We start from the raw sequence: 26,819 nt of genomic DNA on the forward strand, positions 1-26,819 counted from the left end.
AGTATAAATTACAGTACAAACTTTTATACGAAAAATCTTGTACTGTAAAAATGCCAAAAATAGTCAAAAGCCTTACCGATAGTAAGATCAAAAGCCTTAAGGCTGATCCAAACAAGCACCAACGAATTTCAGATGGCTTGGGTCTTTATTTGTTCATTCACAAAAATGGTTATAAATATTGGAAATTTGACTATAGTCGTCCATACACTAAAAAGCGCAATACCATTAGTTTTGGTATATATCCAACGACCAGCCTTGCTGAAGCACGAATTAAAAGAGATGAAGCTCGTATCCTTCTCTCTCAAAATATCGACCCACATGTTGAAAAAGTTAGAATTGAGAATGAGATATTAAATACGAATAATAATACTTTCCAGAATATTTCAAATGAGTGGATGGCAAAGCAAGACTTTGCTGAATCAACGATTAAAGGGCAACAACGCTTATTAGACGTAATTAATCAGCATATTGGAAAAATCCCAGTACATGAAATTAAAGCCATGGACATACTGAAAGTTTGTCGAATTTATGAAAAAGAAGAAAAATTAGAAACAGCTAAAAAAGTCAAAGTGAAATGCGGTCAAATCCTTAGATATTCGGTTTCTATTGGCCTTTGCGAGCGTGATGTTACTCAAGATTTAAAAGGAGCTATCTCACCTCCCAAAGTGACTCATATGGCAGCTTTGGTAGAACCTAAAGATTTTGCCTTGCTCTTACAAGACATTGATTACTATGAGGGTGCAATTGTTACCCGATATGCCTTACGTATCGCGCCTTTAGTTTTTGTTCGCCCAGGCGAATTAAGACATGCAAAGTGGCAAGATATCGACCTTCAAAAGGGCTTGTGGAGTTATACCCCTCCAAAAACAAAATCAAAGACAGGTGTTCAGCACATTGTCCCTCTATCAACGCAAGTCATTCATTTACTTTCAGAACTTGCTCAAATAACAAAAGGTAGAAGTGAGTATGTATTTCCTGCAATCACTTCCAACTTAAAGCCCATGTCGGAAAATACCATCAATCAAGCTTTACGTCGCTTAGGTTATACCAGTGAACAAGCTTGTGGACATGGTTTTCGTGCTTCTGCACGTACAATTTTAGAAGAGGTTTTAGAATTTCCAATTGAATTGATTGAGCAACAGCTTGCCCATCAGGTAAAAGATATGCATGGTCGTGCTTATAACCGTACTAAGCATTTAGAGAAGAGAAAAGAGATGATGCAGCAATGGGCTGATTATTGTGATGGGCTAAAAGCTCAATTAGCTTAGCTAAAATTATTTTAAAGGAGTGGGGCAGAAATGACTTAACTCTTCTGTCTCCGATATTGTCAGTACGGTTCATTCAGTTACTACATTAAAGACAAACTTGATAAATAATCTATAACTTTTTTTGGTTTATCCAGATGAAATGGAATCGCTCTCAAAAGAGCTTTATCACTTTGCACATTAAATTTAAAACGAAGTTCATCATCAAATTTGCTAGGTAGATGAGGGTAAATTAAAATCACTTCACTCGCATGTTCCAAATAATAATGGCTATAAGCGAACATCTGCTGAATATCACCATCTTTAAAGCCAAAGCGCCCACTTCGATTATGTTGATCTAATAGCTTCCATTTAGTATCTAAAATAATTTTCAGATTCTTTTGCTTATGCTGAATATAAATATCAGGACGGAGTCTAAAAATTGGTTTATCGTTATATAGACAAATATGCTGACTCGATACTTGTGTCCTTACTTCCCAATCTTTTAATTCACGGCGTAAATGGTAAGCAACATAATGCTCAAAAAGCTTTTCCATCGGAAATAATAAGCTCATCCCACGCCAATCACCTTGAGCAGATACAGGCATGTATTCACTCAAAATTAACTCAGTCCAAGGCTTTATATCAGTATATAGAGCAAGTAAGCGCCCCGACTGCCACTGCTTAAAATCCTGAGATATATTCTGACTCTTTGGAATTTCTCCAGTCATTAAACGAAGTTCTTGAGCAAGCTTCCAATTTTTAGAACTTCTTGTTTTTTTACACACAACATCTAATGCAGTTTTAATCAATCTATTCTCAGGTCGATTCACTTCATAAACGTCATGCTCAATGTGGAAGATATGCTTTTTTGATGGTGGTTGCCGCATATGTTTTACATGCTGCAACTGCCCTCTTAAATACTTTTGCTCTTCTTGAATACGCTGATAATCAAAACGTAAACCACGTTGAATGAGCTTCTCAAAATTATAGAGAAACTGTTCTATTATCCACTCATGCAGAGGTTGTTTAAATCGGTTCAAACTTGCCTCACCAACATCGCGATAAGGTAAATGCAATGATACTCGGAGCATCTTTTTCAAAAGCTCACGTTCATTTTCAACCACGCTTTCTATGGATTCACCAATAGCTTTGTCGATATGTTTGGGCAGAATTTCAATGCGAGTACCGCACTTGGTTTCAATAATTCCTACATATTGATCAAGCTTAAGCTTTCTACGCCCAGCTAATTCAAATATTTTAGCACCTTGTTTTGAAAACGATGCCGATAGTTCACACAAATTGTCAAATGCTGATGTAGAGATATAAGCATGGTCTATCGTTGATTCAGGGCAACCAGCATACATAACACTAATATATGCATATTCTCTGACTGTAATCAGTTCAGACATATATCCCCCATTAATGTTGAATAATTTTGGTGAAACTAACTATATTATCAAATGAGGTTGGCACTAGCTCCCAAGCTTTCTTATCTTCAAAGTAATCCAATTCCTCAGAATCTATATTCGGAAATATTGCTGATTTTTCTATAGATTTTGACTGAAGCATTCCATTTCCATTCAAAACTAAATTTATCTTTGCCCAGTCATCAAAGAAATACTCTTGCAGTTGAGGAATGATTTTTTGTTTGAAAATATGGGCTAAGTTTTCAAGTGTTGGCTGTTTCTTCAAAATCATGAAGTTAGCATGACCAATACAATGATCACGGTCTAACAGCACTTCGATACGTTGATTCATGACTGATAAGATATCCGCAACAATCACATCCTTGTCGTTACCTTGTTTATCTTTTCCAGAGATTTTTAATAATTCACCATTTTCATTTTTGATTTCTTTAGGTTGTGGTGGCATTTCAATAAATGTAAAACGACGGCGCAAAGCAATATCTAACCCTGTTAAGGAACGATCGGAGGAGTTCATTGTGCCAATGATGTAGACGCTATTTGGTACAGAAAATTCTTTTTTGGAATAAGGCAAGATTACTGATAACTGTTCTTCAGCATCCTGACGTTTAGAGTCTTCAATTAAAGTAATCAGCTCACCAAAGATACGGGAGATGTTGCCACGGTTAATTTCGTCAATAATGAGAACATAAGGTTTTACTTTTTCAACTGAGCTTGTGAATTTAACTTTTGAACGTAAAGAATATGCAATAGCCCATTCATAACTCTTTTGATCCACAATCATGTCACTTTGAATCTTCAAATAGTTACGAATATGTCTAATAGATAATGGGACATTACTCCCCGTTGATGTAAGTGCAACTAAAGTGCCTCCTGAATTACTTGATACTTTAATTTCTGCACCACGTTTGGTGTGAAAAATCATTTCCTCTGTTTTAGCCTGAGTAATAAGCTGATCAATAGCACTATTGATGTTCGCTTCAATCGGTGCTGATACATTATTTTGCTTTGTATAAATTTCTATTTGAGCATCTTCACAAATCTCTTTAAAGACACCATCTTTTACATCATAGCTTAACTGCCCATTATCAGACGTTTCAGCACGTATCCCTTCGACAAAATCTTCATAACTAAAACTTTGATGGAATGTGACAAACTTAATTTGACCCTGTTCTTTGTATTGATCAAAACGTACTTTTAGCGCCGTGCGGTCTTCTTGCTCTAAAACTTCGAGTGGTTTATTTTCAATGATGGATAAAGCATGATTAATGGTATAGTAGGTTTTACCTGTACCTGTGGTACCAAATAAAATACGGTTTAATACTGTATTTTCTATAAGATTTTGATTTTTGTTATTTTCGTCCATATTCGTATCCTCATAATCATTTGGTAAATAGCCCACATAAGGTTCTCGTTGTTTATCAATTGCAACAAAGTCACTTTTTTTTAATTCGTCGAATATTTCACGGGTTAACTGAATTCGTTCTTGCGTAATGAAAAACTCTTCCTGATTTGAGGTTAAAAATAATCCTTCGGGATTGAAGTCTAAGAAGCCTAAAATACGATTAGTGCTATGTGCCCCGTTATAACTTTTGTTTTCACCGAATCGAATTTGATGCTTACTATCATTTTGTGTAATCCACCAATCAAGCGGAATCTGATGCATAAAACGAACAAGTTCTAAAAAGAGCGATTTGTGTGTCTCTTTTTGTATTACTTCTAAATAACCATCGACTGTTTTAAAATGATCTAATATTTGCTCATCAGATAATTGGTCATCAAACCTCTCTGATTTTTTCTTATAAACTTCTTCTAATTCAGTATAATTTTGCGGCACTTTGTCAAAAATCAATTCTTTAACAAATTGACGAGCAATACGCATAATTGTATGCCAATATGTATAATGATAGATGAGGTGTTCTTGAGCCAATGGCTCCCATTTTACTTTTAATGTACGTCCACCCCCCAAATTTTCAGTCACTTCTCCAATGACTTTTACCTTCATGCAACTGACATCACAACCATAATTATTAAAGGGCAAATTATTCTTTTGAACATAAACAGTTTTAATAGCAACCTTATCGCCAACTTTTACTTTTTTAACAATATCTAAAAATTTATCAGTATAGCCATTTTGCCAAATACCTTCTTCAAGGAACTTTTGAGTTTGATCATCGCCATCCCAATCAGCCCCTAACATCCAATAATTCATAGTACAACCTTCCCCCTCAAACTTTAATTTTCATTGTTTAGTATACAATTTCACTTGTTTTTAAATTCTGCTATGCCTTTACTAAACTACTCCTTATTTTCTTTGTCCAAAATACGACGGTATTATTAAATCAGATCATCAAACTATTCATCTTTTCCCTGAAGCAATGTGACTAAAAAACAGCTATTTAATAGCATCATATTAAAACAAAACGCCTAATGGTTAACATCAGACGTTGTTCTACAATAATTCTAGTATTTCAGATTGCTAATACTAATTTATCTTTAAGACTTCTGCTCAATTTTCAAAGATTCCCCACAACCAATCTGCGTTGTTGCATTATAAGGAAGCTGAGCATTAACCTGCATTACTTGTTCAATGTGTTCAATACGCTTTGAGATGACTGTATCAATGTGATGTTGCATTTTTTCTTTACTTACAACTACCGATGCAACCACAATCTGACAACGTTGATTTAAATTCTTTAACTGCTCGGTCTTAAAATCAAAATGTTTCGCCATTTCACGATCAATGCCACTCATATAGAGTTTTCGAGTATCGGAATCCTCAGGAAACTTATTCGCAATTTCCAACATCTGAGGCACTTTAGCAGACATAAAGTCGTCGTTTTCCATGTCCTTGCTTAAATCTGCATACATCAACTCAACTTTTTGAATTTGCTCTTGGCTACCATTTTCGAGCAAAACTAATCGTTCTTCTGCTAAATGATTCACTTCTTTCAGCATTTGCATCATTGAACCCTGCATTGCCTGAAAGCCCTTACATCGCGCTTCAATCATCACAGCTTCAAGACGTGCATTAACTTCCATTAATTCAAGCTGTGCATTTTTGACAAGATCAACACGTTCATTTTCAAGTCTAGCAACTTCCACTTTATCTGGATCGTAATTAGTTACTGTTGAACTCGTAGATGTAGAATATGAACCACTACCATAATCACGATCACGTCCACCATCACTAGAAGAGCCACTAAAAACACTTTTAGCGAAACTGACAGCGCCACCAACTAAATCCCCCAAAAAACTCATATCTAATCCTCTTATTTCATTAATGCTTTACGCATTTTAAATATCAATGAATTTACGTCTTTTTCCCGTTGTGCCAATGCTTCACTATAGCTTTGAGCATCCAGCAAACATGCGGCTAAGTTCTGTTGATGAATTTTACGTAGCTCTTCACTCATTATTTGAACAACATCATCACGCTCAATAAGCTGTTCTTTAGCTAAAAAGTCTGTAATTTCATTGACTATACCTTCTTGCCAAACTTCACTGAAGCGAATAAGCCAAATCTTTTGCGCCGTTGTTTGGATATTAAAGATGACTCTTTCTAACTTTTGCATGAACTGATGAACGAGTTTAGTGAGCTCTTGTTCTTTTTCAAGCTTCTCTTGACGATGTCCATTCGGCTGGAATGCATAAGTTGTATGAATGCCTAGACGTTTCTGTAAATAGAATTGATCCAATTTATTCTGATACTGTTCAATACATGGCAGTACATCAAGGACGGTTTGCTCATCTATAAGTTTATTTAAGCCAGCATCCAACAACGGCTGAATTTGTTTTAAAAGAGATAAACGCTCACTGCGCCACTCAGCAAACCACTTTGTGATTTCTTCAGTTTCGATACTATTGTCTAGGCCAATTTGCATTAAATCTTGCTGATACTTATCAACTAAAATAAGATAATCTTCTGCTGATTTACGCAGAACACCGACAACTGTTTTAACAAAATCTAGTGACTGATCCAACCACTCCATTTCTTTTAATGTTTTGGTACAAAGTGTCGCTGTATGCTCTGCAAGCAATTCAAAGCTTGGACGTAATTTTTGTTCAAGCTGAGCTAACCCAAGCAATGTATTGGTCTGCTCTAAATCTAAAGTAATTTTCTGAGACTCTGATAACAGATTCATTAAATTTGAACGCAACGGCGTTAAACCTAGATCAAGACGTTTTTTGAGATGTAGTAATTGTGCTTCAAGCAACTGCTTTTCTTCAGTAGTCACATTGATACTTACAGGTAATTTTTTAACTAACTCTTGATTGAGTTCAACTGTATTCTTAACGAGGTTGAGATGCTCATTTTCCCATTTATCAATACGATTTAATAAATTATCAATCCATTTCTGACTTGCTTGGCTAAACTGCCAAACTGAACTTTCGATTAAGCTTAAAGCATAGTTCTTTAAGTCTAGCCGATAATCAAAATCTGAGGTAAATACATTAAGAGGAGCTGGTTCTGGTAATTCGGCAATTTTTGACTCTAAGCCAACTAACTGTTTTTGTAATTGTATGCGCTTGTAGTAAGCATCGAATATACGGTTATATTCCTCACACTCTTTTTGAGTTTCGCTCAAACGCTTTTGAAAATCATCATCATCATCATGTTTCTCAAAAAATGGTTCAAAATTGGGAATCCAATCTTGTTCGATAAAGAAATCTAAAATAATTTTAGCTTTTTCATATTTAGTTTTACGTGGATTATCTTTTGATAGATCATCTCTATTTAATATTTTCAATACTAGTAAAATTGTAGCGTTACTTACTCTACCATCACTCCTATTGACACCATAATCAGCATTATTCTTAGAAAATTTCTCTCTGTAATAAAGATGATAATTCCTGTCTGATGCATAATTACCAAAATTGCTAAAATAGCCACATAAATTAGCTTCGTTTTCCCCTCTAAATTTTTTAGGCATATTAAATTCATTAACTATAGTTTTGTTACAGAAACCATAATCATTACACCCGATCTCATGAAGCTGTTTCCACTGTCCTACTTGTATGTTATCAGGTGCATATTTTTTTCTAGTATCTTGCCACGATTCCATTAAGCAATGAGGCATAAACTCAAAATTTGGGAATAAGATTCCCGTACGTTTATCAAAGACGATCTCACGTTTATTTTTAAACCCATACCAATCCTGCTGGATAATTGCTTCCAATAAAATCTGGACGGCACCTTCTTCAAAATTTTCTAATTCTGGCTCTAATTGCGCTAGTTTTGATTGTGCTTGTTTCAATAAGGATTGTTGCTTTGCCTTTTCTAACTGTAATTGATTAACATGCTCAACTACTTCTGGAGCATTTTTATCAAAAAGCTGGAACTGTAACTGCTTCAGTTGCCCTAACAGTGTCTCCTTTTGCTGTTCTAACGCATCTCTTTCAGTGTAATTAATTTTAGAAACCGTATTCACATTACCCTCTATATATTCCATTCAATATTTATAAAAAATTATTCTTAATAACCCTGACACTATTTATTCACCAACATATCATAAATAATGTGAGCAAACTTTCTCATCTTGGAAGGATCACTCATAAGCTGTGTCATTTGCTCTATATGCGCTGTATTACTATTAAGTACGGCTTCAAACTCACCTAACATGGCTTGTTCACGTGAGTTATTGTGAATCTACGTCAACATACGTGTGTTTTCAGACACTTTATCCGCTACTGTCTGCACATAATTAATCATATCCTAATCAGTAAGCTTATCCGTCACAAACAAGTCATTCACACGATTTAGTATCACAGACAAGAAATCCTCTTTCTTATCCTTTGCCTTTGCCGTACCTATATCATTAGCAGGTTCTAGCTTATTCTCTGTGGTATTAGCTTTAAGCTGTATGTCTTGCTGACGGTGCTTAGACACACTCTAAACGGCGTAATAGCGTAAACGGTAAAATGACACGTCCGTATTGGGACTGTTTGAAGTCGCCACGGAGTAAGTCAGCAACAGGCCAAATGAATGCAGCAAGCTGTGAAAAGTTATTATTTTTCATTTAAAAATACCACTTGCCATGAGGCAAAAAACTTGAAAAATAAGACTATTGTGCCTGATTTGAATGGTATTTTACTAGGCTTTAAATAGCACAAAAGACATTTCTTTGATATAAAAATGGGCTCACGCAGTATTATTAAAAAAAATATAGTTCCATATTAGCCAATGAATAATAGCTGTATTTGAAGGATAAATTTTTATACTTCTTACTCAATAAACAGAGCGGGTTTAAACATGATATACGACAATTATTGTCGTAATCTTGCTCATTACTCGTGATTTTTATTCATCCGATCGTTAAAATCAAGACAATAATTTCTTTATAGAGGATAGGCAACTATCTGTATTAACTGATAAAATGATACATATTGAAAAATATTAATTAAACTCCTTATAAAGAGAATATATTCTGATGGCAACTGAAGCAAAATTTCGTGAAGATCCAGATTTGGCATTCCTGCAATACTGTGACTCCCAAGACCTTAAGTTATTGGCAAACACGCTAATCGCGGATAGCGAAGGTACTGAACAGTGGACTGGAGGCCTTAAAAGCACCCTTGTCAAAAATATTAGGCTTTATCCCACGGAAGATGATTTATATAAAAATAGTTGGAAAGCGATCGCTGCAGAAATACAGCTTTTTGGCGGAGATACATTGGTTAATTTTGTCAGAGGTAATGGCATTGTTTATCGGGAAATCCTTGAAGATGTCGCAAACCAAACAGGCGTGGATTTCCACAAAGCCACCGTAGATATTAATCTACTTGAGGAAAAATTACTTCGTACACTTTTTGGTCGAATCACTCAGTTGAATGATTTAGGATTTATTTATAAAACATTAAAAGAAAAGGGATATCTGGGCTTAACTTCAATTAAGGAGAGTCCACTTAAAACCATTAAAAATAGTGTTGGTGGTGGTTCTGGTGCTACAGGTGGACTTTTGGCTGGACTGAACGTTGCTAAAAATTTTATTAAGGTCAATCCATTACTTGCAGCGGTAACACTACCTTTGACTGCAAAAGATATTACTGCACCTGCTTATCGTGTTACGATCCCTGCATGCTGTATTGTTGCAATGATGAGAGTTAAACATGAAAAAAATAAAAATGACCATAATGAGTTTTAAGGAATTCGTATGTTAGATAAAGTATTTAGCTATGATATTGAAAATTTTTCAAAACAACTTTTAGAAGCTTTGGCCAATGATCAAGTCAACATCAGAGATGGTGTTGCCTATTGGAAAAAGGGGCTTGAACAGGTAGGCATCATTCAGCATATTCCTTTGAAAGAAGTGAGTTCAGTAGGCATTGAAAGCTTTATTCAAGGTTTAGGCTCTTTACAAACAACATTGCAAACCACAATTGTTGCGACTCAAGCTATTTCTACAGCAACATTAATGGTTGCTATGGTGGTGCAAACTCAAATTTTGAGTAAGAAAATTGAAGCCGTCCAACAGTGTGTATTAAAAGTTTCTCAGGACATCAAAGAACAAAATATTTTATTTTATACTGATAAAACCAGTGAGTATTTGGCCTCATTACAGACGTTTAAATTGTTGTTAGATGATAGAACACGCCTGACAGCTGTTCATGAGTTAGCAAATAATACTTTGTCATCCTCTATAAAACTTAAAAACCATTTAATTTCTTTTATTGGAAACCTACTGAGCTTAGTACAATCCAAAAAAATTAACTCACAACAGCATATTGAGCTCATTATGCAGTTTATTCAACAAATGATGGAAATCTTACCTATTGGGATGCACCTTGAATTCATTCTTTCACATCGATTACATCACAATGAGTTTTCTCAAGTCTTAATTGAGGATAGCCATCATCAATATTCAGGCTTAATGAGTCAGTACCGTAGTTATCTCAATGAAATTAATAATGCTCTAAACGAATTTAGAATTAAACCTGAGCAAGTACCTTTTTTCGAAAAAATCAGGCTGCCAGCTAAAAATCTGATCCAAAGCACAATACATGTCGAATTGCTTGAAAAACCTGCATTAGAAAGGATTGATTATGTGATTCCCCAGAAAACTGCTGCGATTGAAGCTTAAACTGTCTTAACCCAAATTTAAGCTTACAGTTATCCTATTTTCGAGTGAATCTGTCGGTTTAAATTTTATCTAAATTATTAATTTAAAAAATTCATAAAAGCCACACAAACACCAATAGAATAAAAAATAAGGGAGCCGAAGCTCCCACCTTTTATCGACTTGCCAATTTATTTTCAATCCACTGATGAATTTCATAAGCTGACCAACCAACTCGACCAACCGTCAAATTAATCTGTTTTGGAAATGTTGGATCGTATTGCTTATGACGCTCATCCATAATGTTATAAATCGTTGCGCGACTTAACCCCGTAATTCGCATAACCTCTTTCAAATTAATAATTTGATTCATAGTAAAAGTTTGGCCTGTGATCACATTCATGATGCTTACTCCTGATCTGTAATGCGAGCGGTAATTCGCTCAAATAATTGAGCGATTCGTAAAAATTAACTTTCGCATTGCGCTGAAGTTTCAACTGACTGCGCTGACAGACTGCTGCAAACCTTTCTGAACCTCCTGCACCTGCGTGAAATCAGGTATTGGCTTCTGATCTTGCTGTCGTGCATCTTGTGTATAAAACTCTTCCACAATTACCTTACCTTCCTCCCCATCCACCTCAAACCGCGCATTGCTATAACCTTGCCGAACCTTCTGATCCAAAGCATGTTGATTAAATCCTGAAGCTTTGCTTTGTTGATCAATGTCTTTGGCCATTTGAATGGCGTGTTGAAGATTGATGCCATCACGAAGTGTTAAATCCACGTAATACACAGGGGTACGATAACTTTGTGTAGTAGACTTTCCTCGGAGTGTAAGCTGTAGAGGCAGACATGAAAGCAAACCATTGGAGGCTGCATGGTAATAACTCAATCTCGCAGCCAAAGTCCGAATGCTATTAAAACCTGTGGTTCTAAAAATGAATGTGCCGAGTTCATCCGATTCATCTAAATTGACATGCAAACGCCCATAAGGTTTACAGTTGCCTCCTTGTGCTAAAGGACATAAATCAGGGGATGGACATGGATGTTGTTCTACCCCTTGATTGGTCAACCGTTGACAGGTTTCACCATTCCCTACACATACGGGACATCCTGTCTGACGGTCAAATAAACTGTATTCAGCCCTCAAGTTAAGCTCTGGATCATTGAAGATCATGCGAACTGGGATTGAACGGAGTTTTTGATTCGGTGCTTTGGCTCGAAGCTGCTCATCCAGTGGATGTTTCACCCAGCCTTCTTTACCTTGAATTTGACTGGTAATGGTGAATTGATCATCCTTTTCAGGGACGCGTTTACCATTCTTTTCTACCACTTTACCGATACTGATTCTGCCTAGTATTGGCGGCGTGATTGCTAAACCTTTGATCATGGTATTAGTGCCTCTCAATATCAAAAGGTTGCTAAAGTCAGTAAAGCAACAGCTACTCGGCATTTATCCGACCTGTTAGAAAAAGGATGTATAATCAAATTGGAAGGTGGTGGACGCAATACTCGCTATCAAATCAATTCCCTATTATAAAAATAATACCCTTTTTAAAGGTGTTTTTTGCGATAAAGCCAATTTACTTAAAATATTTTTATCGTTTTTGAATAGATAAATCAAAAACTTAAACCCTATAAGGGCGCACAATTAAAGAAGAGTAAAAAATGAATTCCCGTCTTTACAAAGATTTAATATTGAGCCACTTAATATTGCCAAATAAACTCAACTTAATTTTGACCATTTGGTTATATTTTACGCAATCCATCAATCACGAAATTATCTAAATTTTACTATTTTCAGTTTGAATTTTTTTAATATCTCTATAAATAATCACATCTTTATATTTTTTTCTAAATCCTCGCCCACTAAACTAAACTACATAGTTCATTTTTTTTTCACTAATTCACCCTCTAGAGTATTTACTCTTATTTTTTATATGTTATTTTGTAAATAGAAGTAACTTTGAGTTGTATATTTAAGTATCAAAATTATTTCTCATTCAAAACTTAAGTACTTCAAAGTATTCATTTTATTATATTAGGGAAAAATTAAAATGAAATTAAAACATTTATCAATCGCGATAATTGCTGCAAGTTTGCCAATGACTGGTGTTTTTGCCGCAGCAATGGATCGCTCAGGCCAATCAATTTCGGCATTCCTTCAACCTAATAATTATTTTGAAGCTGGTATTTCAGTTTTAGATCCAACTGTTGAAGGTCGAGAAGCTGGAGATACGCCTAAACCATATCGTGAAATTAGTGATATGGGAGATGATTATTATTTTCCATCTGCTGCGATTAAATTACAACTGACTGATCAAGTTTCATTTGGTCTTTTATATGACAAACCATTTGGCGCAGATGCTGCATATTCAGGTGAAAATGCTTTCGTTTCATCTGATCACGATACTGTATTACCTCTAACTAGTTTAACCCCACTGCGTAATAAAACGATTCAGGAAAGATTTGACAAGGTCACTACACAAGAACGTGTCGGTTTGGTATTGCAAAGTCAAGGTGTAGACTTAGGCACGCCAGAGGGTCAACAAAAATTTGGACAATCATTGGCTCAATATGGCAGTGATCCTACATATAAAGCGGGTGTTGATGCTGCGGTAAAAAATGCAGTTACAGGTAGAGTTGATCAAGCCATTAAAGCGGCAAATGACACACTAGGTAAGGGCAACACCAAAGTTAAAGTAGATACCCAAAATATTTCAATGATTTTTGGCTTTCAGCCCATTGCTAACTTAAACTTCTATGGTGGTGGTGTTTACCAAACCATTAAAGGAAATGTTAGTCTGCGTGGTCAAGCTTATAGTTTATATAATGGTTATGATGCAAATATCAAAGAAACTGGTGGTGTGGGTTGGTTAGCAGGTGCCGCATATCAGATTCCAGAGATCGCATTAAAAGCCTCTGTAACTTATCGCTCTGAAATCGATCATGATGTGAATATCAATGAATCGATTCCTACGCTTGGTGCATTAGCTTTACTCGGTGATAATGGAGCTGATGTGGCAAAAGCAATTGCTGCTGCCAATGGTAAAACGACAATTACAACACCACAATCTGTTAACATCGATTTACAAACAGGTATCATGGCAAATACCATTGCTTTTGCAAACCTGCGTTGGGTCAATTGGAAAGACTTCTCAATCCAACCGTTAAAATTTGGTAAAGTTTCTCAAGCTGTCGGTGGTATAGTTAATCGTCCAAATGGATTTAACTTGGTTGAATATTCTGATGATCAATATACAGTGACTGCGGGTGTTGGCCGTAAAATCAATGACCTATGGTCAGGAACTGTTGCAGTAGGTTGGGACTCTGGTGCGGGTAATCCTGTTTCAACTTTAGGTCCAACAGAAGGTTATTGGAATCTAGGTTTAGGTGTTCAATATAGCCCTACACCTGCAACGTTCATCGCTGGTGGTGTTAAATACTTCTGGTTAGGTGATGCAAAAGCACAAACAGGTGCTCAAGCAGGTGGTGATACTTATGTTGCAGAGTTTAAAGATAACAATGCTATCGCTTATGGTTTAAAAATTGGTTATAGATTCTAAGAATCTATATTGATAAAAAAGATCCCACATCACAGTGGGATTTTTTTATGATGGAAATTTAAAGCATTAAAAATCATAAAAAGAAACTTCGCCCGTTTCCAAAGAATATTCAGCACCAACGACTTTTAATTTACCTTTGGCAATTAAGTTTTCTAATACGGCTGAACCATGGCGTAATTGATTGACTGAAGCAAAAACATTTGATTTCACGGCATGCATTGATAGCTTTTCTAAGTCATCTTTCAATTCAGTTTGCATTAGAATTTCAACTGAGGGACGAACACGGTTTACAATTGACATAAGATTTGCAGAAGGTGGTGTATTTGGATTCTTCAGCGCTTCAATCGTTGAATGAATCGCACCACAATGGCTATGCCCTAAAACAACAACCAATGGACAGCCAAAACTATCTGCGGCAAATTCCACACTGCCCACTTGTGACGGCGCGACAATATTACCTGCAACACGAATCACAAATAAATCACCGAAACCTTGGTCAAAAACCATTTCTGCTGGAACACGAGAGTCTGAACAACCTAAAATAATGGCAAATGGCTCTTGGCTGTCCATCATTTCAGATCGTTGCTGATGCGTCAAAAATTTAGTCAGATTGGTTTCACCATGTGCAAAACGTTCATTACCCTGTTTTAATCGTTCTAAAGCTTCTTGAGCAGTTAGCATGTCCTTTGTTCCATTGTGTGGAGAGTGTGATTATTTTAATGCCGCAAAATGTGAAAGTCACTGACTAAAAATAAACTCTGTTACAATTTTTGTTATGTAAGGGATATGGGGCTGAATTTCAAAAATACATAGACATAATTCACAGTTTAATTAAAATTATTTAACTAAAATACAAAATAATCTCTATATTAGTTGAGTTGGACTCTGAAACTATGGCAAAAAACTTACAAATAAGACTTTCTCGGCAAATGTTGAAAAAATTATGATCATGAATAATATTTTTACTTTATATAATGCCTAGTCTTTTACTCGGAACCCTCTGCATGTCTGAACTGGCCCATAAAAAAATTCTTCATTTTTTAAACAGCATATTGTTAAGTTTGACTGCGATCGGTGTATTGTTTTTAGGTAGTCACAACAATGCAACTGCTGGCACACCAGAATATGTGGATTATTTAAAAATTGTACAAGAAGAACGTGCTTGGGCAGGATTAACGTCTAAAACATTGCGTGTGGGTGATGTTATCTGGTCTTATAGTGAAGGTGGTTCTAAAGATAAGCCAACAGTTTTATTGATTCATGGTTTAGCCAGCAGCCGTGATACATGGAATGATATTGCGCAGTCATTGACCCCATATTACCATGTGATTATTCCAGACTTGCCTTCAGCAGGAAGTACCCAAGTTCCAGCCAATTTTGATTTATCTGTACCGAATGTAACTGAGCAACTTAGACGCTTTATTGAAGCTGCACATTTACAGGATAATTTAAATATTGCTGGGCATTCATTGGGGGGAACCATTGCAATGTTTTATGCCTCACAGTATCCATTTGATACGAAAAGCTTATTCCTAATGAGTACTGGAGGTATTTTTAAATCAACAAATACCAATTATTTAAGAAATCCGATCTATCTCAAACAATTATTAATCACACAAAAAGGTGATTTGGATTTTGTTATGAAAAAGGTGATGTTTAATCCCCCTTTTACTGCCCGTGTGATTAAAGATGAACAAGAAAAATTATTCATTGCAAAATCTCAAGACACAGCCAAAATCATCAATCAAATTGACGCACTCAATCGACTCTACACCCCTTCAACCTTTACCACGATGTTAAAAAACATTGAAGCGCCCACCATGATTCTTTGGGGTGAACAAGATCAGATTGTAAATGCCGATGTTGCAAATGAATTAAAATCAGTATTAAAACGCCCTGAAACACCGATTATTCTACAACGTGTTGGGCACATGCCATTACTTGAAGCACCTGAACGTGTTGCAGACCACTATTTAAGCTTTTTAAATAAAGTACAGCCTTTGCAAAACCCATTGTCAGATCAAACACATGGACAAATTGAGTTCAAAAAATGAAAAATCAACTCATTGAACAATTGATCGAAGCCCAACTTGGCTTTTTAGATCAAGAATTTTCACAGGCTGATACGATTAAAATTGAGTTTACTGAATTTTATCATTGGTTTAGAAAACAGCCTTTAAAACAAATTTGGTCTTTTGCACAAATTCATGATTTATTGTCAAAGCAAATTTTAGCGACACCTGCAAATAACTTTCTCATTGAGCAAATCGCTGAACATATTCGTTTTGCCTTAATTCATCCAAGTAACGATGAAACGTTAATTGAAGATATTATTCCAGTCAGCACGATTGATAAAATTGCGCAATATGTCGCAAGCAAATCAGGTCATCGCCAAGCTTTGATCAAACGTGTTGTCAATAATCCAGCCTTTTCAAGCATGTTAACCCAATTGATCCATCACTCTATTCAAGACTATATTGATAATTCGGTCATGAATAAAAAAGTTCCTGGTGTGGGACGTTTTATGAAGATGGGGAAATCAGTTTTAGAATCGGTTACCGACACTAATTTAGATGATACGGTTAAGCATTATCTGCAAAAAAATATTATTAAAATTAGCCAGTTGAGTGAACAAGTCATTAACCAACAGTTTGATGACAATAAGCTTTATCATTTTCAAGCCAATTTGTGGCATAAAATTAAAAAAGTACCGATTGCTGTATTGCGTAATTATGTTGAAATTAACGACTTACCTAAAACTGTGGGTATGGGGTATGAGATATGGGAACATATTCGCCAAACAGATTATTTAAAGAAACAAGTACATGATGGCGTACTGACTTGGTATGTACGTAATGAAGAACGCCCTTTTGATTTAATTTTAAGTGATATCAATATTGATGAAGCGTTGATTCAAAATCAATTACAACAGTTACTTGAACCTGTTATTCAACAAATGGTTGCTTCTCAACACTTAAAGAGTCGTGCACGAATCTATCTGGAAAAATTTTATTATTCAGATGAAACGTTAAAGATTCTAAATATTGAAAAAGGCGCATAAAGCGCCTTTTTCTACTATTCATTTTAAAACATAGGTTTATACATTAGAAATTAGCAATAAAACTGATGCCATAACGACGTCCATCTAATAATTGATCGCCATCTGCATTTTCTGCTCGTTCATCTAAAATATTGTAAACGCCAAATTTTCCTTTTAAATGTGGGGTAAATTTGTAATTAAACCCTACATCTAAAAACTCATAACCAGGATTGGGATTAGACATCGATGTACGACTTAAATAAGCTGAAGTTTCAGCACGATAATGTAATCTAGACCAAATATTTAAGGCATCGTTAATATTATGATCAACAGTAATATTAAACATATGTTCAGGCATTTCATTTAAAGGGCGTCCTTTAAATTCACCTGACTTAATTTTAGTATCACTAAACGTATAATTCGCTGTCAATGTTGTGTATTCAGTTAAATCTGCTTCAACAGTTGCCTCAATCCCTTTCAATTCAGCTTCATCTACGTTGATACGATCACTAATAAAGTAGAATGGCGTAGCACCTTCTGCACATTTCCAAGCAGCAACATTATTACGATTGGTCGTTGAGCCATCAGTATCTGTTTCACATGTCCGTACTTCAGTAATTTTATCTTTAAATTGAGTGATATATCCTGTTAAAGAAGCATTAAAATAATCATTTTTCCAATTAAACCCTAACTCTGAAGAAATACTTGTTTCTGGATCAAGATCTGGATTTGCTCGAATAATCCCTCGGCCTGTAGGTGTAGGTGAGCCACTACCACCAGTTACACTATAAAAACCTTCTGTAGCTGCACGAATATCTGGTTGTTTATAGCCTGTAGAAACACCACCTTTTACAGTAAAGTTATCATTTAGACTAAACACACCGTATAAGCGCGGTGAAACATTACCACCGTAATTTTCATCATGGTCATAACGTACGCCACCCGTTAAATCAAAGCGGTCTGTAATACTCCAAGTATCTTCTAAAAATGCAGCTGCTGACCAGCGTGTTAATTCACTAAACTCAGGAATATTGGGATTTCGGTTGGTCGCCTTATCATTTAAAGATTCGTCTTTATAGTAAGCACCGAATGACAATCTATGATCTGCTAAACTCCAATTCCATTGATTATTGAACGTCCATGTTTCGAGTTCAATTCCTTTCGTATCCAATGTCGTATTTTCACGATCAGGATTTCGGGAATTTTCATACTGTAAATAAGTTGAGCTTTCTAAATTGTCACTATATTTCCCATTATGGGTTAGAGAATAGACACTGCGGTAATTTCTTGAAAATGAATCAGCTGCATTGGCTGCTGGGGCAACCGTTTTACCTACTGTTGATTCAGCATCTTGTTTGACAAAATTTGCATCAAGTTGTAAGTCATGTTGATCATTGACTAAATAAGTGAAGCGTGTATTTAAGCTTTCACGCTCAACACCACGGAAGCCACCTTCATAACTGTCTTCATCACGTTTTTGTTTGTTTACACCAAGTTGTAAACCTAATTTATTGGCAATTAATGGTCCAGATAAATAAACCGATCCATTCTTTATATCACCAGAATTATTGTGATCTTGAATCACTGTACCTAATTCAACAGTTCCCGACCATTCATCAGTCACTTTTTTAGTAATTATGTTAATCACACCACCCATCGCTTCACTACCGTATAAAGTTGAAGCGGGTCCGCGAATAATTTCTATACGCTCAATTGCTGCCATAGGCGGCAAAATATTTTTTTCAAAACCATAGTCATCGCCATTTGGATTCACATCTTTTGAATACTGGCGTTTACCATCGATAAGAAATAACGTGTAATTTGAGCTCATTCCGCGAATACTAATACCCTGTGCAGAACCAGAACCAGAAACAACAACCCCTGGGGTATTGCGAAGTACATCCGTAATATCGCTATATTCACGTTTCTGTAATTCTTCTTTACTAATCACAGTTATAGATGCAGGTGCTTTTGTAAGATCTTGTTCATAACCCGCAGCTGAAACCACAATCGTTTGTAATTTCGCTAATTCAGGAGACTGAGATCTTTTATCACTAGAATTTTCTTGTGAATCTGCTGCATAGGCAGTACCCATCATAATAGTGACAATGGAGAGAGATAACGCAGATTGGATGATACGGTTAGTAGACATAAGGTATTCCAAAGAGGCTCAGCAATGAATAGACAATGAAGATTTAGATACAATGTGTAATAAAAACACCACAGCATTATAAACAATATTAATAACTATTCTCATTTTTATTAACCATTCGGTTAATATTTGGACATTTCCAGGCATATCTTTAAGTTTTTATTCTGTTTTTTAAGATTCATTTAAGCTTATTAAGATTTAAAAAATACAAAAGTTAAATTTAGCTATGCAATATCCATAAAAAAACCTCCGAAATTCGGAGGTTTTAAAGAACAGTCAAATATCTACATTGATATACAGATTATTTGAAATAAGCGCCTTCTGCTTGACTATGGTCAGTCTGATCGACCACACGCCCGAGTTCAGGAATATGCTCTTTAAGCGTAGTTTCTACACCTTGTTTTAACGTTACATCGATCGCAGAACAGCCTTGACAGCCACCACCGAATTTTAATACCGCAGTTAAACCATGTTCTTCATCTTCAACCACTTCTACCAGTGCACAGTTTCCGCCATGCCCTGCCAATCCAGGATTGATCTCTGCCTGAAGAATATAAGTAATTCGCTCTTCCATAGACGCATCTGGACCAACACGTGGTACTTTCGAGTTAGGTGCACGGAAAGTAAGCTGCCCACCAAAACGGTCTTTGTTGTAATCAATTACAGCATCTTTCAGATATGGAATCGACGGTGTATCAATAAATGCAGGAAAATCAGGATAATCTTGTTTGTAATCTGTTGGAGCAATTTCATCAGGTGCACTGTATGCCATACAACATTCAGCACGTGGAGTACCTGGATTTTCAACAAATACACGAACGCCAATTCCTGGAGTATTTTGCTTCTCCAAAAGATCTTTTAAATACTCTTGCGCATTGGGAGTAATCAATAAATTTGGAATTTCTTCTGCAACCGCAGTATTGGTGTTCTCAGTCGACATAACTCTATCCTCAAGCTGAAGTCGGTATTTTAACTGAAGATGAGGCTGAATGAGTGAAAATCAACTAAAATTGTCGGAATTAACTTAAAAAGATGTAAAAAATATAATCTACGCAAATTTCAACATAACATATACACATAATAAATGGATATAAATCATACACAAATTGATATTTACTGCATTTTAGCTTATCAACAAATTGAGCTTTAAAACGCATAAAATGACACCAATGAAACTTTTTATAAATGAAATACTAAGCTTAATTTAAGACATTTTTAGCACTAATTTATTCAATTTATACGACCAATTTATCTAAATTTTGTCAGAAAATGCCACCCAAATATTGAATATGGCATGGATAATGTATACATCTGTATATTAATGATGAAATAAAACGAGATATTTTGCATGTCCAGTTCAATTGATGGTTTACAGTTTCCAGTTCATCCAAAGACTCAAAAAAGTAGCAGCTCGCAAGTCGGTAAAGAAATCATTGCAGAAGCACTTTCCTTGGTTGATCATCTCAGCGCACAGCAAGCTTTAGATGAAAAAAACTGGCGTAAAAATTATCCAGTTTATTTTAAGGCATTGGTCGAACATGGCATTCGTTCAAGTCATAACGCCATCACTATTGCCAAACAAGGCCTACACAAAGCCCAGCATAGCTTTGATTTCTTTAGAGATGGCCAACGCTATTCTTTAAAAGATATTGGTACAGTTCCAGTACTAGACAAGATTCAAAGCGTTAGTTTTAAAGGTCATTCAGATGCTGAGGTGGAGTGGTTTGTACCCTATCATGGGCAAAAACTACAAGGCGAAGCGCTATATCAGCAAATTCAAAAGTGGCAAGATACTGGCATTATTGAAGCAAGTCATGCAGACGCACTGAGAGAAGTGATTGCACATCCTGAATGGTTTGATTTATCGGATCGTACCTTAGTTTTATTTGGCGCAGCTTCAGAGGCAGGCCCATTAACATGGTTATCAAAATGGAAAGCCAATATTGTTGCCGTTGATCTACCCAATGAACGCGTTTGGGAGAGAATTCTTAAAACCATTGAAAATGGCAATGCTACACTGTACGCACCTAGTTTTCAAAAAATCGTCAATAACCATGATATTGATGAATTAAAAAGTAAACTTGGGGCAAATTTACTGACCCAAATTCCAGAAATTACACAATGGCTTTGTGATAATCCACACAAGTTAGATTTGGCCTCTATTGCTTATTTGGATGGTGAGAAACATGTACGTGTGTCGATGGCAATGGACACAATTATGAGCCATGTCAGTGAACACAAAAATGATTCGTCTCTGATGTATATGTGTACGCCTACAGATGTCTATGCTGTACCAGAAGAAGTGATTGAAGGTTCAAACAAAAAGTTCAAACATAGATCAAAATTTGAAACCGTATTCAGCAAAGGGATTGCAGCACTTTCCTTAAAGCAATTCTTTAAGCACCATGATCAACAATTGATTCGCTCTGACAATGGTAAATTTTATGGAATCGCTGATTGTCTGGTGGTTGAGCAAGGCCCTAATTATGCCTTGGCAAAACGTATTCAACAGTGGCGCGCAACTTTAGCACGGCATCAGGGGCAACATGTCAGTATCAATATTGCGCCATCTACGACAACACATTCGGTCACCAAGAATCCTTTGCTTAAAGCTGCGTTTAACGGTGCAAGTTTGTTTGATGTAGAAGCGTTCCGTCCTGAGACAACCAATTCAATTATGGCAGCGCTTTGGATCCATGACTTAAGAAATCCGAAGTCTGTTGCAAATCCAGAAACTGAGATGGGTCATCCATTAGAATTGATGATGGAAGGCGCAAATCATGGTGGTTTATGGCGTGTCGCCTATCTTGCTCGCACAGCCTTACCTTTTGCTGCAATTTATGGATATGCGAGTGATAAATTGCCAATGCAAAAGCTTTTAACCAAGTTTAAAAAGTAATCCTTCAGGTTTAAATCTCTTTAAATTAAATGCCCAGTGATAAATTTAGCTGGGCATTTAATTATATGACCACAATTTTAAATCTTATTAAATTCATAATAAAAGGCATAGGCATTCCCCCATAGCGCCAAATAACATACACAATGCAGCAATTCTTTAATGCCTTAAATATGCTATACCAATGTAAACGGTTCAGTCATTCTAAAATGATTGACAGTTTTCTAACGATCGTTTAAAAACCTATAAAACAACCAATGAGAGAACAACAAATGTCAAATCTACAAGGAAAAGTCAGTCGTGAAATCCGTGGTCATATTTTTTTAATTGGCTTAGATCGTGCAGATAAACGCAATGCTTTTGATAGTCATATGATTCACGACCTATCACTGGCTTTAACTGAATATGAAAATAATCCACAACTACGCTGTGCGGTGGTCTTTGCACATGGTGATCATTTTACCGCAGGATTAGACTTGGTTGAGTTACAGCCAAAACTAGCCGATGGGGTATTTAATTTTAGCGATGATATTGTGAATCCTTGGGGAACTGTTGGGCGTCAAAGAACAAAACCATTGGTAACCGCGGTACAAGGCTATTGTTATACCGCTGGTATTGAATTGATGTTGAATTCTGACATCGTTGTTGCCAATGAAAATACTCAGTTTACCCAAATTGAAGTACAGCGCGGTATCTTACCGTTTGGTGGTGCAACAGTACGTTTCGTCCAAGCCGCTGGCTGGGCAAAAGCTATGAAATATGTGTTAACTGGTGATTTATTTTATGCACAAACAGCCTATGAAATGAACTTAGTCACTGAGGTTGTTGAGGATAACCAACAGTTAACGCGTGCCATAGAGCTGGCTGAACGTATTGCCAATGCTGCACCACTTGCCGTCCAAGCGGCACTGCATTCGGCACATCAAGCCTTTTTACAAAGTCCTGAAGTCGCTTTTGCAAACCTACAAAATCTACTTAGCCCTTTACTTGCCTCAGAAGATGCGCAAGAAGGTGTAAGAGCAATGATTGAACGTCGAGCACCACAGTTTAAAGGCAAGTAAACCAATCATAGTGATATACGGCGATAATCAAATAACTGTGGGAACAATCATGCAAAATTTAAAGTACTCAACTGAAGTCCAACACTTGAATGGCAATAGTTTTACCAGCCAAGTCATCAGCTTTAAGGCATTGGATGGTTATGTACTGGCTGGCGTACTTTACACGCCAGTCGATACAATCAAAGCAAATCTTGTTGTTTCCAGTGCAACAGGTGTCCCACAAGCATTTTATCGCCGCTTCTCTGAATATGCAGCACAATTGGGTTATCAGGTACTCACTTTTGATTATCGTGGCGTGGCCAAATCTGCGCCACGGCAATTAAAAGGTTTTAAAATGTCATATCTGGATTGGGGAAAATTAGATTTAGCAGGTGCAATTGACTACAGTTTTAAACAAGATACGCCCCTATTTTTAGTTGGACATTCTTACGGTGGACAAGCCTTAGGGTTAACACCGAATCACGACAAAGTAAGTGCAATGTATTGTTTTGGCACAGGTGCTGGCTGGCATGGCTATATGCCATTTAAAGAAAAAATTAAAGTTCAGGTAATTTGGAACATTATCTTTCCACCTATGGTGGCGATTACAGGTTACTTACCTTGGAGTAAACTCAATATGGGGGCAGATTTACCTAAAGGGGTCTACCAACAATGGCGTAGATGGTGTAAAAATCCCACTTACTTTTTTGCAGATCCTGAGCAACAAAATTTGCATGAACAATATTCCCAAATTAAAACGCCGATTTATGCAGTAGCCGCTTTAGATGATGATTGGGCATTGCCAAATTCTCGTTATGCTTTTATGCAACATTATAAAAATGCGCCCATGCACTTTATCAACATATCCGCAGACGAGTTTGGTTTAAAACAGATTGGACATATGGGTTATTTTCGTCAAGGTTCGGAGCCAATTTGGGATAAAATGTTAAATACTTTCGAAACATTCATCCACGATTAATTTTAACTCCATAAGCAGCAAGGTCATCTATGCGCCCACAAAAACTTAGGCCTGAACATATGTTAAATACCTGTGCTTTACAATTTAAAGCACATGGTTATGCTGGAACAAGTATGGAGATGTTGGCAAAAGCATGTGGACTCAGTAAAGCATCGTTTTATTATTATTATCCCAACAAACAAGCCTTATTGATGCAGATCTTAGCGCACACTCATCTTTATTTAAATCAATCGCTGTTTAAACTCGAAGATTTTGCTGTAGTGGATGCAAATCAACAATTTCAAATCATCCATGATAAAGCTGTTCATTTTTTTAGTTATGAAATAAAAGGCTGTTTAGTTGGGATACTGTCCTTAGAGGCAAGCCATATTTCTTTAGAAGTCTTGGAAAAAATCCGTGAAATTTTCCAAGATTGGCAAAATGCCTTGTATCAATTATTTCAACAAAAAATGGATCAAGCCGATGCACAAATTTTGGCAAAAATAAGTGTGGCCGATTATGAGGGTGCGATTTTAATGTATCGACTAAATAACGATCTGTTCTATTTAAATCAAGTCAAAGCGCGAATTTCTCAACAACTCTCCTTATAATACTCGACTGATTTGCAACTTCTTGGTGAAAATTAAATGATAAAAAAGATCAAATATAGTTTTTTAGCTTTGCTTTTTATGAGCCTATTCAATACAGCTTATGCACAATGCAATCAACAAGATCAACGACAAGCTTATCAATGTATGCAGCAGCAATTAAAAACAGATAAAGCGAAAATGAATAAGCTATATCAACGCATTTATCTGCAATACGATGATAACAACAAGTTATTACTGGAAAAATCACAAAAAGCTTGGCTCAATTATCGTGATGCTCAATGTAATGAACTCATGGGAAGTCTTACTTATGGGGCTTTGGGATTGGCATCAGGATTTGCACATTTAGATTGTGAAATCAATTCCACAACATTTCGACTAAAAGAATTAAGCAGTCTAATAGAAAATCAATAACGATCTTTAAATTCGGCTTTATGTTCTATGCCTTGATGATCAACATGCGCATAGAACACCCCATAACGTCCGACATAGTATTCAAGTGATTGTTCATGATAGCTCCAAAAAATAGACCATTCACCAAAATCAAAAGACCCGATCTGACTTTGTGTATTCATCGGCATCTTACTGAGTACGTCATGCTGAATATGCCCTGCTTGAGAAAAATCTTTGGTCTGTAAAGCTTGTTCAAAAAACAGTTGCGCCGCTGCATCAAATAACCGTTGGTCTTCATCAGTGATCGGCTTGGCGGGGGTATGTTGCTCCTCAAGTACGGTCGGCTGCTCTACTTGAACTGTAGAATTTAATGGTACTGTTGCTACTGTTGAACTCGCCTTTTGTCGCTCTTCTGCAATCATCTGTTTAATCAGCTTGGTTTTTTCGGGCAGTTCATGCTCTTCTTGAGGATTTTGAACCAATTGAGATAACGCTTGTCGTTGTTCTTCAAAAGCTGCATTAATTTTTTGTTTAGCAACCCACCGCCATAACACATATAGCGTGATCAAAAATAATAGGACAATGATAAATTTCAACATAGCGTAATCTCAAGCATATAATACGCCCCAGTTCAGACTCATGAGCTAAGTTTAAAGCTGAGTATTTTGATTGTTTTTTTAATAGTTTACCCAGTAAATTGTATAACTATCTCACTAGAGATACCCAGCTTAAACGTAACAATTGTTTTCTTTATACAGATAAACCAGATCTATTATTTTAATTTTGTAATGCTTTTAGATCACCTGAAGCAAATACGATCCCTTTGCCTTGCACCTTTTTGAGTATTATCGGTTTTCCTATATTTTTATATATCGGCTGATCATCTTTAAGCGCTTTTAAAGCAATTTTTTGAATAAAAATCTGATCATTTTTACTATACAGCTTTACCCCACCTTCATCTGAGGCCATATAATGAACTTTCACATGATAGATATTTTGTAGATCTGGCATCCACACAATCACTAAATCACCGCCACGTTCATACATATTGTCAAACACAATCGTATCTGCATCCACTTGCTCAGATTTAACACCAACATAACCACTTGCATCCGCCAGTTGATCGACTAAATATAATGATTTTTTAGCACCCAACTGTATCCCATACGCTGAAAAATATTGCTCTCGATCTTGCTTTTTACGGATACAGGAATAGGTTTTTAATACGACTTTTGTCGAGCGTAATTGATAAGTTTGAGGTAAAAATATGTCTTCATCATCTTGATAACATTGTTTTGAAAGCTGCATTTGAATGTTCAATTGTTGAAATTCTTGTGCATATATAGATGACGTGATCACGACACTACAAATGAATAATAACTGTTTGATATATTGTATTTTCATTTCAATTTTCTATATTTTAGGATAAGTCGTTATC

General features: G+C 36.1%; 22 protein-coding genes and 3 pseudogenes. 12 read left to right on the plus strand and 13 right to left on the minus strand.

The features are described 5' to 3' along the window. The first annotated feature begins 50 nt into the window (after nt 1-50). Nucleotides 51-1,268, plus strand: coding sequence for an integrase arm-type DNA-binding domain-containing protein (locus GJV03_RS16270; protein ID WP_154130573.1), 1,218 nt, complete (start codon nt 51-53; stop codon nt 1,266-1,268). A gap of 80 nt (nt 1,269-1,348) precedes the next feature. Here GJV03_RS16270 and GJV03_RS16275 read toward each other — a convergent pair whose 3' ends face one another. From GJV03_RS16275 to GJV03_RS16295, 6 genes and pseudogenes are all read right to left on the minus strand, one after another. Further along, entirely contained in the window at nt 1,349-2,656 is a 1,308-nt protein-coding gene (locus GJV03_RS16275) for an McrC family protein (RefSeq protein WP_154130574.1), read from the minus strand. Nucleotides 2,657-2,666: 10 nt separating this feature from the next. Beyond that, nucleotides 2,667-4,883: an AAA family ATPase gene (locus GJV03_RS16280; protein WP_252720724.1), complete on the minus strand. Its 2,217-nt coding sequence runs from the start codon at nt 4,881-4,883 to the stop codon at nt 2,667-2,669. Nucleotides 4,884-5,167: 284 nt separating this feature from the next. Continuing rightward, the gene (locus GJV03_RS16285) at nt 5,168-5,932 is read right to left on the minus strand and encodes a hypothetical protein (protein ID WP_154130575.1); all 765 of its coding nucleotides are present in this window, start codon (nt 5,930-5,932) and stop codon (nt 5,168-5,170) included. Between the two features lie 11 nt (nt 5,933-5,943). Next, nucleotides 5,944-8,103: a hypothetical protein gene (locus GJV03_RS16290; RefSeq protein ID WP_354666867.1), complete on the minus strand. Its 2,160-nt coding sequence runs from the start codon at nt 8,101-8,103 to the stop codon at nt 5,944-5,946. A gap of 59 nt (nt 8,104-8,162) precedes the next feature. Further along, nucleotides 8,163-8,558 (minus strand): annotated as a pseudogene (locus tag GJV03_RS21800) (type I restriction endonuclease subunit R); the annotation flags it as partial. After that, nucleotides 8,557-8,691: pseudogene (locus tag GJV03_RS16295) on the minus strand (type I restriction-modification system subunit M N-terminal domain-containing protein); the annotation flags it as partial. The pseudogenes GJV03_RS21800 and GJV03_RS16295, both read right to left, overlap by 2 nt. A gap of 411 nt (nt 8,692-9,102) precedes the next feature. Between GJV03_RS16295 and GJV03_RS16300 the strand changes: the two are divergent. Together GJV03_RS16300 and GJV03_RS16305 are read left to right on the plus strand one after the other, a co-directional pair. Continuing rightward, complete coding sequence (locus tag GJV03_RS16300; protein WP_154130576.1) at nt 9,103-9,816, plus strand: DUF3944 domain-containing protein; 714 nt, start codon at nt 9,103-9,105, stop codon at nt 9,814-9,816. A gap of 9 nt (nt 9,817-9,825) precedes the next feature. After that, nucleotides 9,826-10,752, plus strand: a complete 927-nt coding sequence (locus GJV03_RS16305) for a hypothetical protein (protein ID WP_154130577.1) — start codon at nt 9,826-9,828, stop codon at nt 10,750-10,752. A 151-nt stretch (nt 10,753-10,903) separates the two neighbouring features. On the opposite strand, the gene GJV03_RS16310 is transcribed toward GJV03_RS16305, so the two are convergent. Next, entirely contained in the window at nt 10,904-11,131 is a 228-nt protein-coding gene (locus GJV03_RS16310; protein ID WP_154130578.1) for an AlpA family phage regulatory protein, read from the minus strand. A 90-nt stretch (nt 11,132-11,221) separates the two neighbouring features. Next, on the minus strand, nt 11,222-12,118 hold the full coding sequence (locus GJV03_RS16315) for a hydrolase or metal-binding protein (RefSeq protein WP_154130579.1): 897 nt from the start codon (nt 12,116-12,118) through the stop codon (nt 11,222-11,224). On the opposite strand from GJV03_RS16315, the pseudogene GJV03_RS16320 reads away from it, so the two are divergent. Together GJV03_RS16320 and GJV03_RS16325 are read left to right on the plus strand one after the other, a co-directional pair. Next, nucleotides 12,110-12,268: pseudogene (locus GJV03_RS16320) on the plus strand (DUF4172 domain-containing protein); the annotation flags it as partial. The gene GJV03_RS16315 and the pseudogene GJV03_RS16320 overlap by 9 nt on opposite strands. Before the next feature lie 517 nt (nt 12,269-12,785). Continuing rightward, nucleotides 12,786-14,294 (plus strand): long-chain fatty acid transporter, encoded by a 1,509-nt coding sequence (locus tag GJV03_RS16325; protein ID WP_154130580.1) that lies wholly within the window; start codon nt 12,786-12,788, stop codon nt 14,292-14,294. A 66-nt stretch (nt 14,295-14,360) separates the two neighbouring features. On the opposite strand, the gene GJV03_RS16330 is transcribed toward GJV03_RS16325, so the two are convergent. After that, nucleotides 14,361-14,975 carry a carbonic anhydrase gene (locus tag GJV03_RS16330; RefSeq protein ID WP_004722639.1) on the minus strand — a complete coding sequence of 205 codons (615 nt, stop codon included), beginning with the start codon at nt 14,973-14,975 and terminating at the stop codon, nt 14,361-14,363. A 323-nt stretch (nt 14,976-15,298) separates the two neighbouring features. Between GJV03_RS16330 and GJV03_RS16335 the strand changes: the two genes are divergently transcribed. Both GJV03_RS16335 and GJV03_RS16340 read left to right on the plus strand, forming a co-directional pair. Next, on the plus strand, nt 15,299-16,348 hold the full coding sequence (locus tag GJV03_RS16335) for an alpha/beta hydrolase (RefSeq protein WP_004722640.1): 1,050 nt from the start codon (nt 15,299-15,301) through the stop codon (nt 16,346-16,348). Beyond that, nucleotides 16,345-17,355 (plus strand): hypothetical protein, encoded by a 1,011-nt coding sequence (locus GJV03_RS16340; protein ID WP_154130581.1) that lies wholly within the window; start codon nt 16,345-16,347, stop codon nt 17,353-17,355. The genes GJV03_RS16335 and GJV03_RS16340 overlap by 4 nt, the downstream gene beginning before the upstream one ends. A 43-nt stretch (nt 17,356-17,398) precedes the next feature. Here the strand turns inward: GJV03_RS16340 and GJV03_RS16345 are convergent, their stop codons facing one another. Further along, a complete protein-coding gene (locus GJV03_RS16345) occupies nt 17,399-19,486 on the minus strand; it encodes a TonB-dependent receptor (protein ID WP_105713201.1) in 2,088 nt (695 codons plus the stop codon). 301 nt (nt 19,487-19,787) lie between these two features. Continuing rightward, nucleotides 19,788-20,426 carry a Fe-S biogenesis protein NfuA gene (gene nfuA, locus GJV03_RS16350; protein ID WP_004819478.1) on the minus strand — a complete coding sequence of 213 codons (639 nt, stop codon included), beginning with the start codon at nt 20,424-20,426 and terminating at the stop codon, nt 19,788-19,790. Between the two features lie 408 nt (nt 20,427-20,834). Between nfuA and GJV03_RS16355 the strand changes: the two genes are divergently transcribed. The 5 genes from GJV03_RS16355 (at nt 20,835) to GJV03_RS16375 (ending at nt 25,402) form a co-directional block, all read left to right on the plus strand. Continuing rightward, complete coding sequence (locus GJV03_RS16355; protein WP_151956070.1) at nt 20,835-22,385, plus strand: hypothetical protein; 1,551 nt, start codon at nt 20,835-20,837, stop codon at nt 22,383-22,385. Nucleotides 22,386-22,654: 269 nt separating this feature from the next. Continuing rightward, the gene (locus tag GJV03_RS16360; protein WP_004722651.1) at nt 22,655-23,443 is read left to right on the plus strand and encodes a crotonase/enoyl-CoA hydratase family protein; all 789 of its coding nucleotides are present in this window, start codon (nt 22,655-22,657) and stop codon (nt 23,441-23,443) included. Nucleotides 23,444-23,492: 49 nt separating this feature from the next. After that, entirely contained in the window at nt 23,493-24,401 is a 909-nt protein-coding gene (locus GJV03_RS16365) for an alpha/beta fold hydrolase (protein ID WP_151956069.1), read from the plus strand. A gap of 29 nt (nt 24,402-24,430) precedes the next feature. Continuing rightward, nucleotides 24,431-24,991, plus strand: coding sequence for a TetR/AcrR family transcriptional regulator (locus tag GJV03_RS16370; protein ID WP_004722653.1), 561 nt, complete (start codon nt 24,431-24,433; stop codon nt 24,989-24,991). Nucleotides 24,992-25,069: 78 nt separating this feature from the next. After that, the gene (locus GJV03_RS16375; RefSeq protein WP_004722654.1) at nt 25,070-25,402 is read left to right on the plus strand and encodes a lysozyme inhibitor LprI family protein; all 333 of its coding nucleotides are present in this window, start codon (nt 25,070-25,072) and stop codon (nt 25,400-25,402) included. Here GJV03_RS16375 and GJV03_RS16380 read toward each other — a convergent pair. After that, the gene (locus GJV03_RS16380) at nt 25,396-25,980 is read right to left on the minus strand and encodes a hypothetical protein (RefSeq protein ID WP_105713205.1); all 585 of its coding nucleotides are present in this window, start codon (nt 25,978-25,980) and stop codon (nt 25,396-25,398) included. The two genes, GJV03_RS16375 and GJV03_RS16380, sit on opposite strands and share 7 nt — an antisense overlap. Nucleotides 25,981-26,158: 178 nt before the next feature. Then, a complete protein-coding gene (locus GJV03_RS16385) occupies nt 26,159-26,785 on the minus strand; it encodes a hypothetical protein (RefSeq protein ID WP_004722661.1) in 627 nt (208 codons plus the stop codon). Nucleotides 26,786-26,819: the final 34 nt, after the last annotated feature.

This window comes from Acinetobacter sp. RIT698 (genome assembly GCF_009668065.1).
Classification (GTDB): domain Bacteria; phylum Pseudomonadota; class Gammaproteobacteria; order Pseudomonadales; family Moraxellaceae; genus Acinetobacter; species Acinetobacter guillouiae.

Bases quoted from the DNA above. Each gene is read 5' to 3' on its own strand.
- GJV03_RS16270 (WP_154130573.1), top strand. From the start codon at position 51: ATGCCAAAAATAGTCAAAAGCCTTACCGATAGTAAGATCAAAAGCCTT.
- GJV03_RS16275 (WP_154130574.1), bottom strand. From the start codon at position 2,656: ATGTCTGAACTGATTACAGTCAGAGAATATGCATATATTAGTGTTATG.
- GJV03_RS16280 (WP_252720724.1), bottom strand. From the start codon at position 4,883: ATGAATTATTGGATGTTAGGGGCTGATTGGGATGGCGATGATCAAACT.
- GJV03_RS16285 (WP_154130575.1), bottom strand. From the start codon at position 5,932: ATGAGTTTTTTGGGGGATTTAGTTGGTGGCGCTGTCAGTTTCGCTAAA.
- GJV03_RS16300 (WP_154130576.1), top strand. From the start codon at position 9,103: ATGGCAACTGAAGCAAAATTTCGTGAAGATCCAGATTTGGCATTCCTG.
- GJV03_RS16305 (WP_154130577.1), top strand. From the start codon at position 9,826: ATGTTAGATAAAGTATTTAGCTATGATATTGAAAATTTTTCAAAACAA.
- GJV03_RS16310 (WP_154130578.1), bottom strand. From the start codon at position 11,131: ATGAATGTGATCACAGGCCAAACTTTTACTATGAATCAAATTATTAAT.
- GJV03_RS16315 (WP_154130579.1), bottom strand. From the start codon at position 12,118: ATGATCAAAGGTTTAGCAATCACGCCGCCAATACTAGGCAGAATCAGT.
- GJV03_RS16325 (WP_154130580.1), top strand. From the start codon at position 12,786: ATGAAATTAAAACATTTATCAATCGCGATAATTGCTGCAAGTTTGCCA.
- GJV03_RS16330 (WP_004722639.1), bottom strand. From the start codon at position 14,975: ATGCTAACTGCTCAAGAAGCTTTAGAACGATTAAAACAGGGTAATGAA.
- GJV03_RS16335 (WP_004722640.1), top strand. From the start codon at position 15,299: ATGTCTGAACTGGCCCATAAAAAAATTCTTCATTTTTTAAACAGCATA.
- GJV03_RS16340 (WP_154130581.1), top strand. From the start codon at position 16,345: ATGAAAAATCAACTCATTGAACAATTGATCGAAGCCCAACTTGGCTTT.
- GJV03_RS16345 (WP_105713201.1), bottom strand. From the start codon at position 19,486: ATGTCTACTAACCGTATCATCCAATCTGCGTTATCTCTCTCCATTGTC.
- nfuA (WP_004819478.1), bottom strand. From the start codon at position 20,426: ATGTCGACTGAGAACACCAATACTGCGGTTGCAGAAGAAATTCCAAAT.
- GJV03_RS16355 (WP_151956070.1), top strand. From the start codon at position 20,835: ATGTCCAGTTCAATTGATGGTTTACAGTTTCCAGTTCATCCAAAGACT.
- GJV03_RS16360 (WP_004722651.1), top strand. From the start codon at position 22,655: ATGTCAAATCTACAAGGAAAAGTCAGTCGTGAAATCCGTGGTCATATT.
- GJV03_RS16365 (WP_151956069.1), top strand. From the start codon at position 23,493: ATGCAAAATTTAAAGTACTCAACTGAAGTCCAACACTTGAATGGCAAT.
- GJV03_RS16370 (WP_004722653.1), top strand. From the start codon at position 24,431: ATGCGCCCACAAAAACTTAGGCCTGAACATATGTTAAATACCTGTGCT.
- GJV03_RS16375 (WP_004722654.1), top strand. From the start codon at position 25,070: ATGAGCCTATTCAATACAGCTTATGCACAATGCAATCAACAAGATCAA.
- GJV03_RS16380 (WP_105713205.1), bottom strand. From the start codon at position 25,980: ATGTTGAAATTTATCATTGTCCTATTATTTTTGATCACGCTATATGTG.
- GJV03_RS16385 (WP_004722661.1), bottom strand. From the start codon at position 26,785: ATGAAAATACAATATATCAAACAGTTATTATTCATTTGTAGTGTCGTG.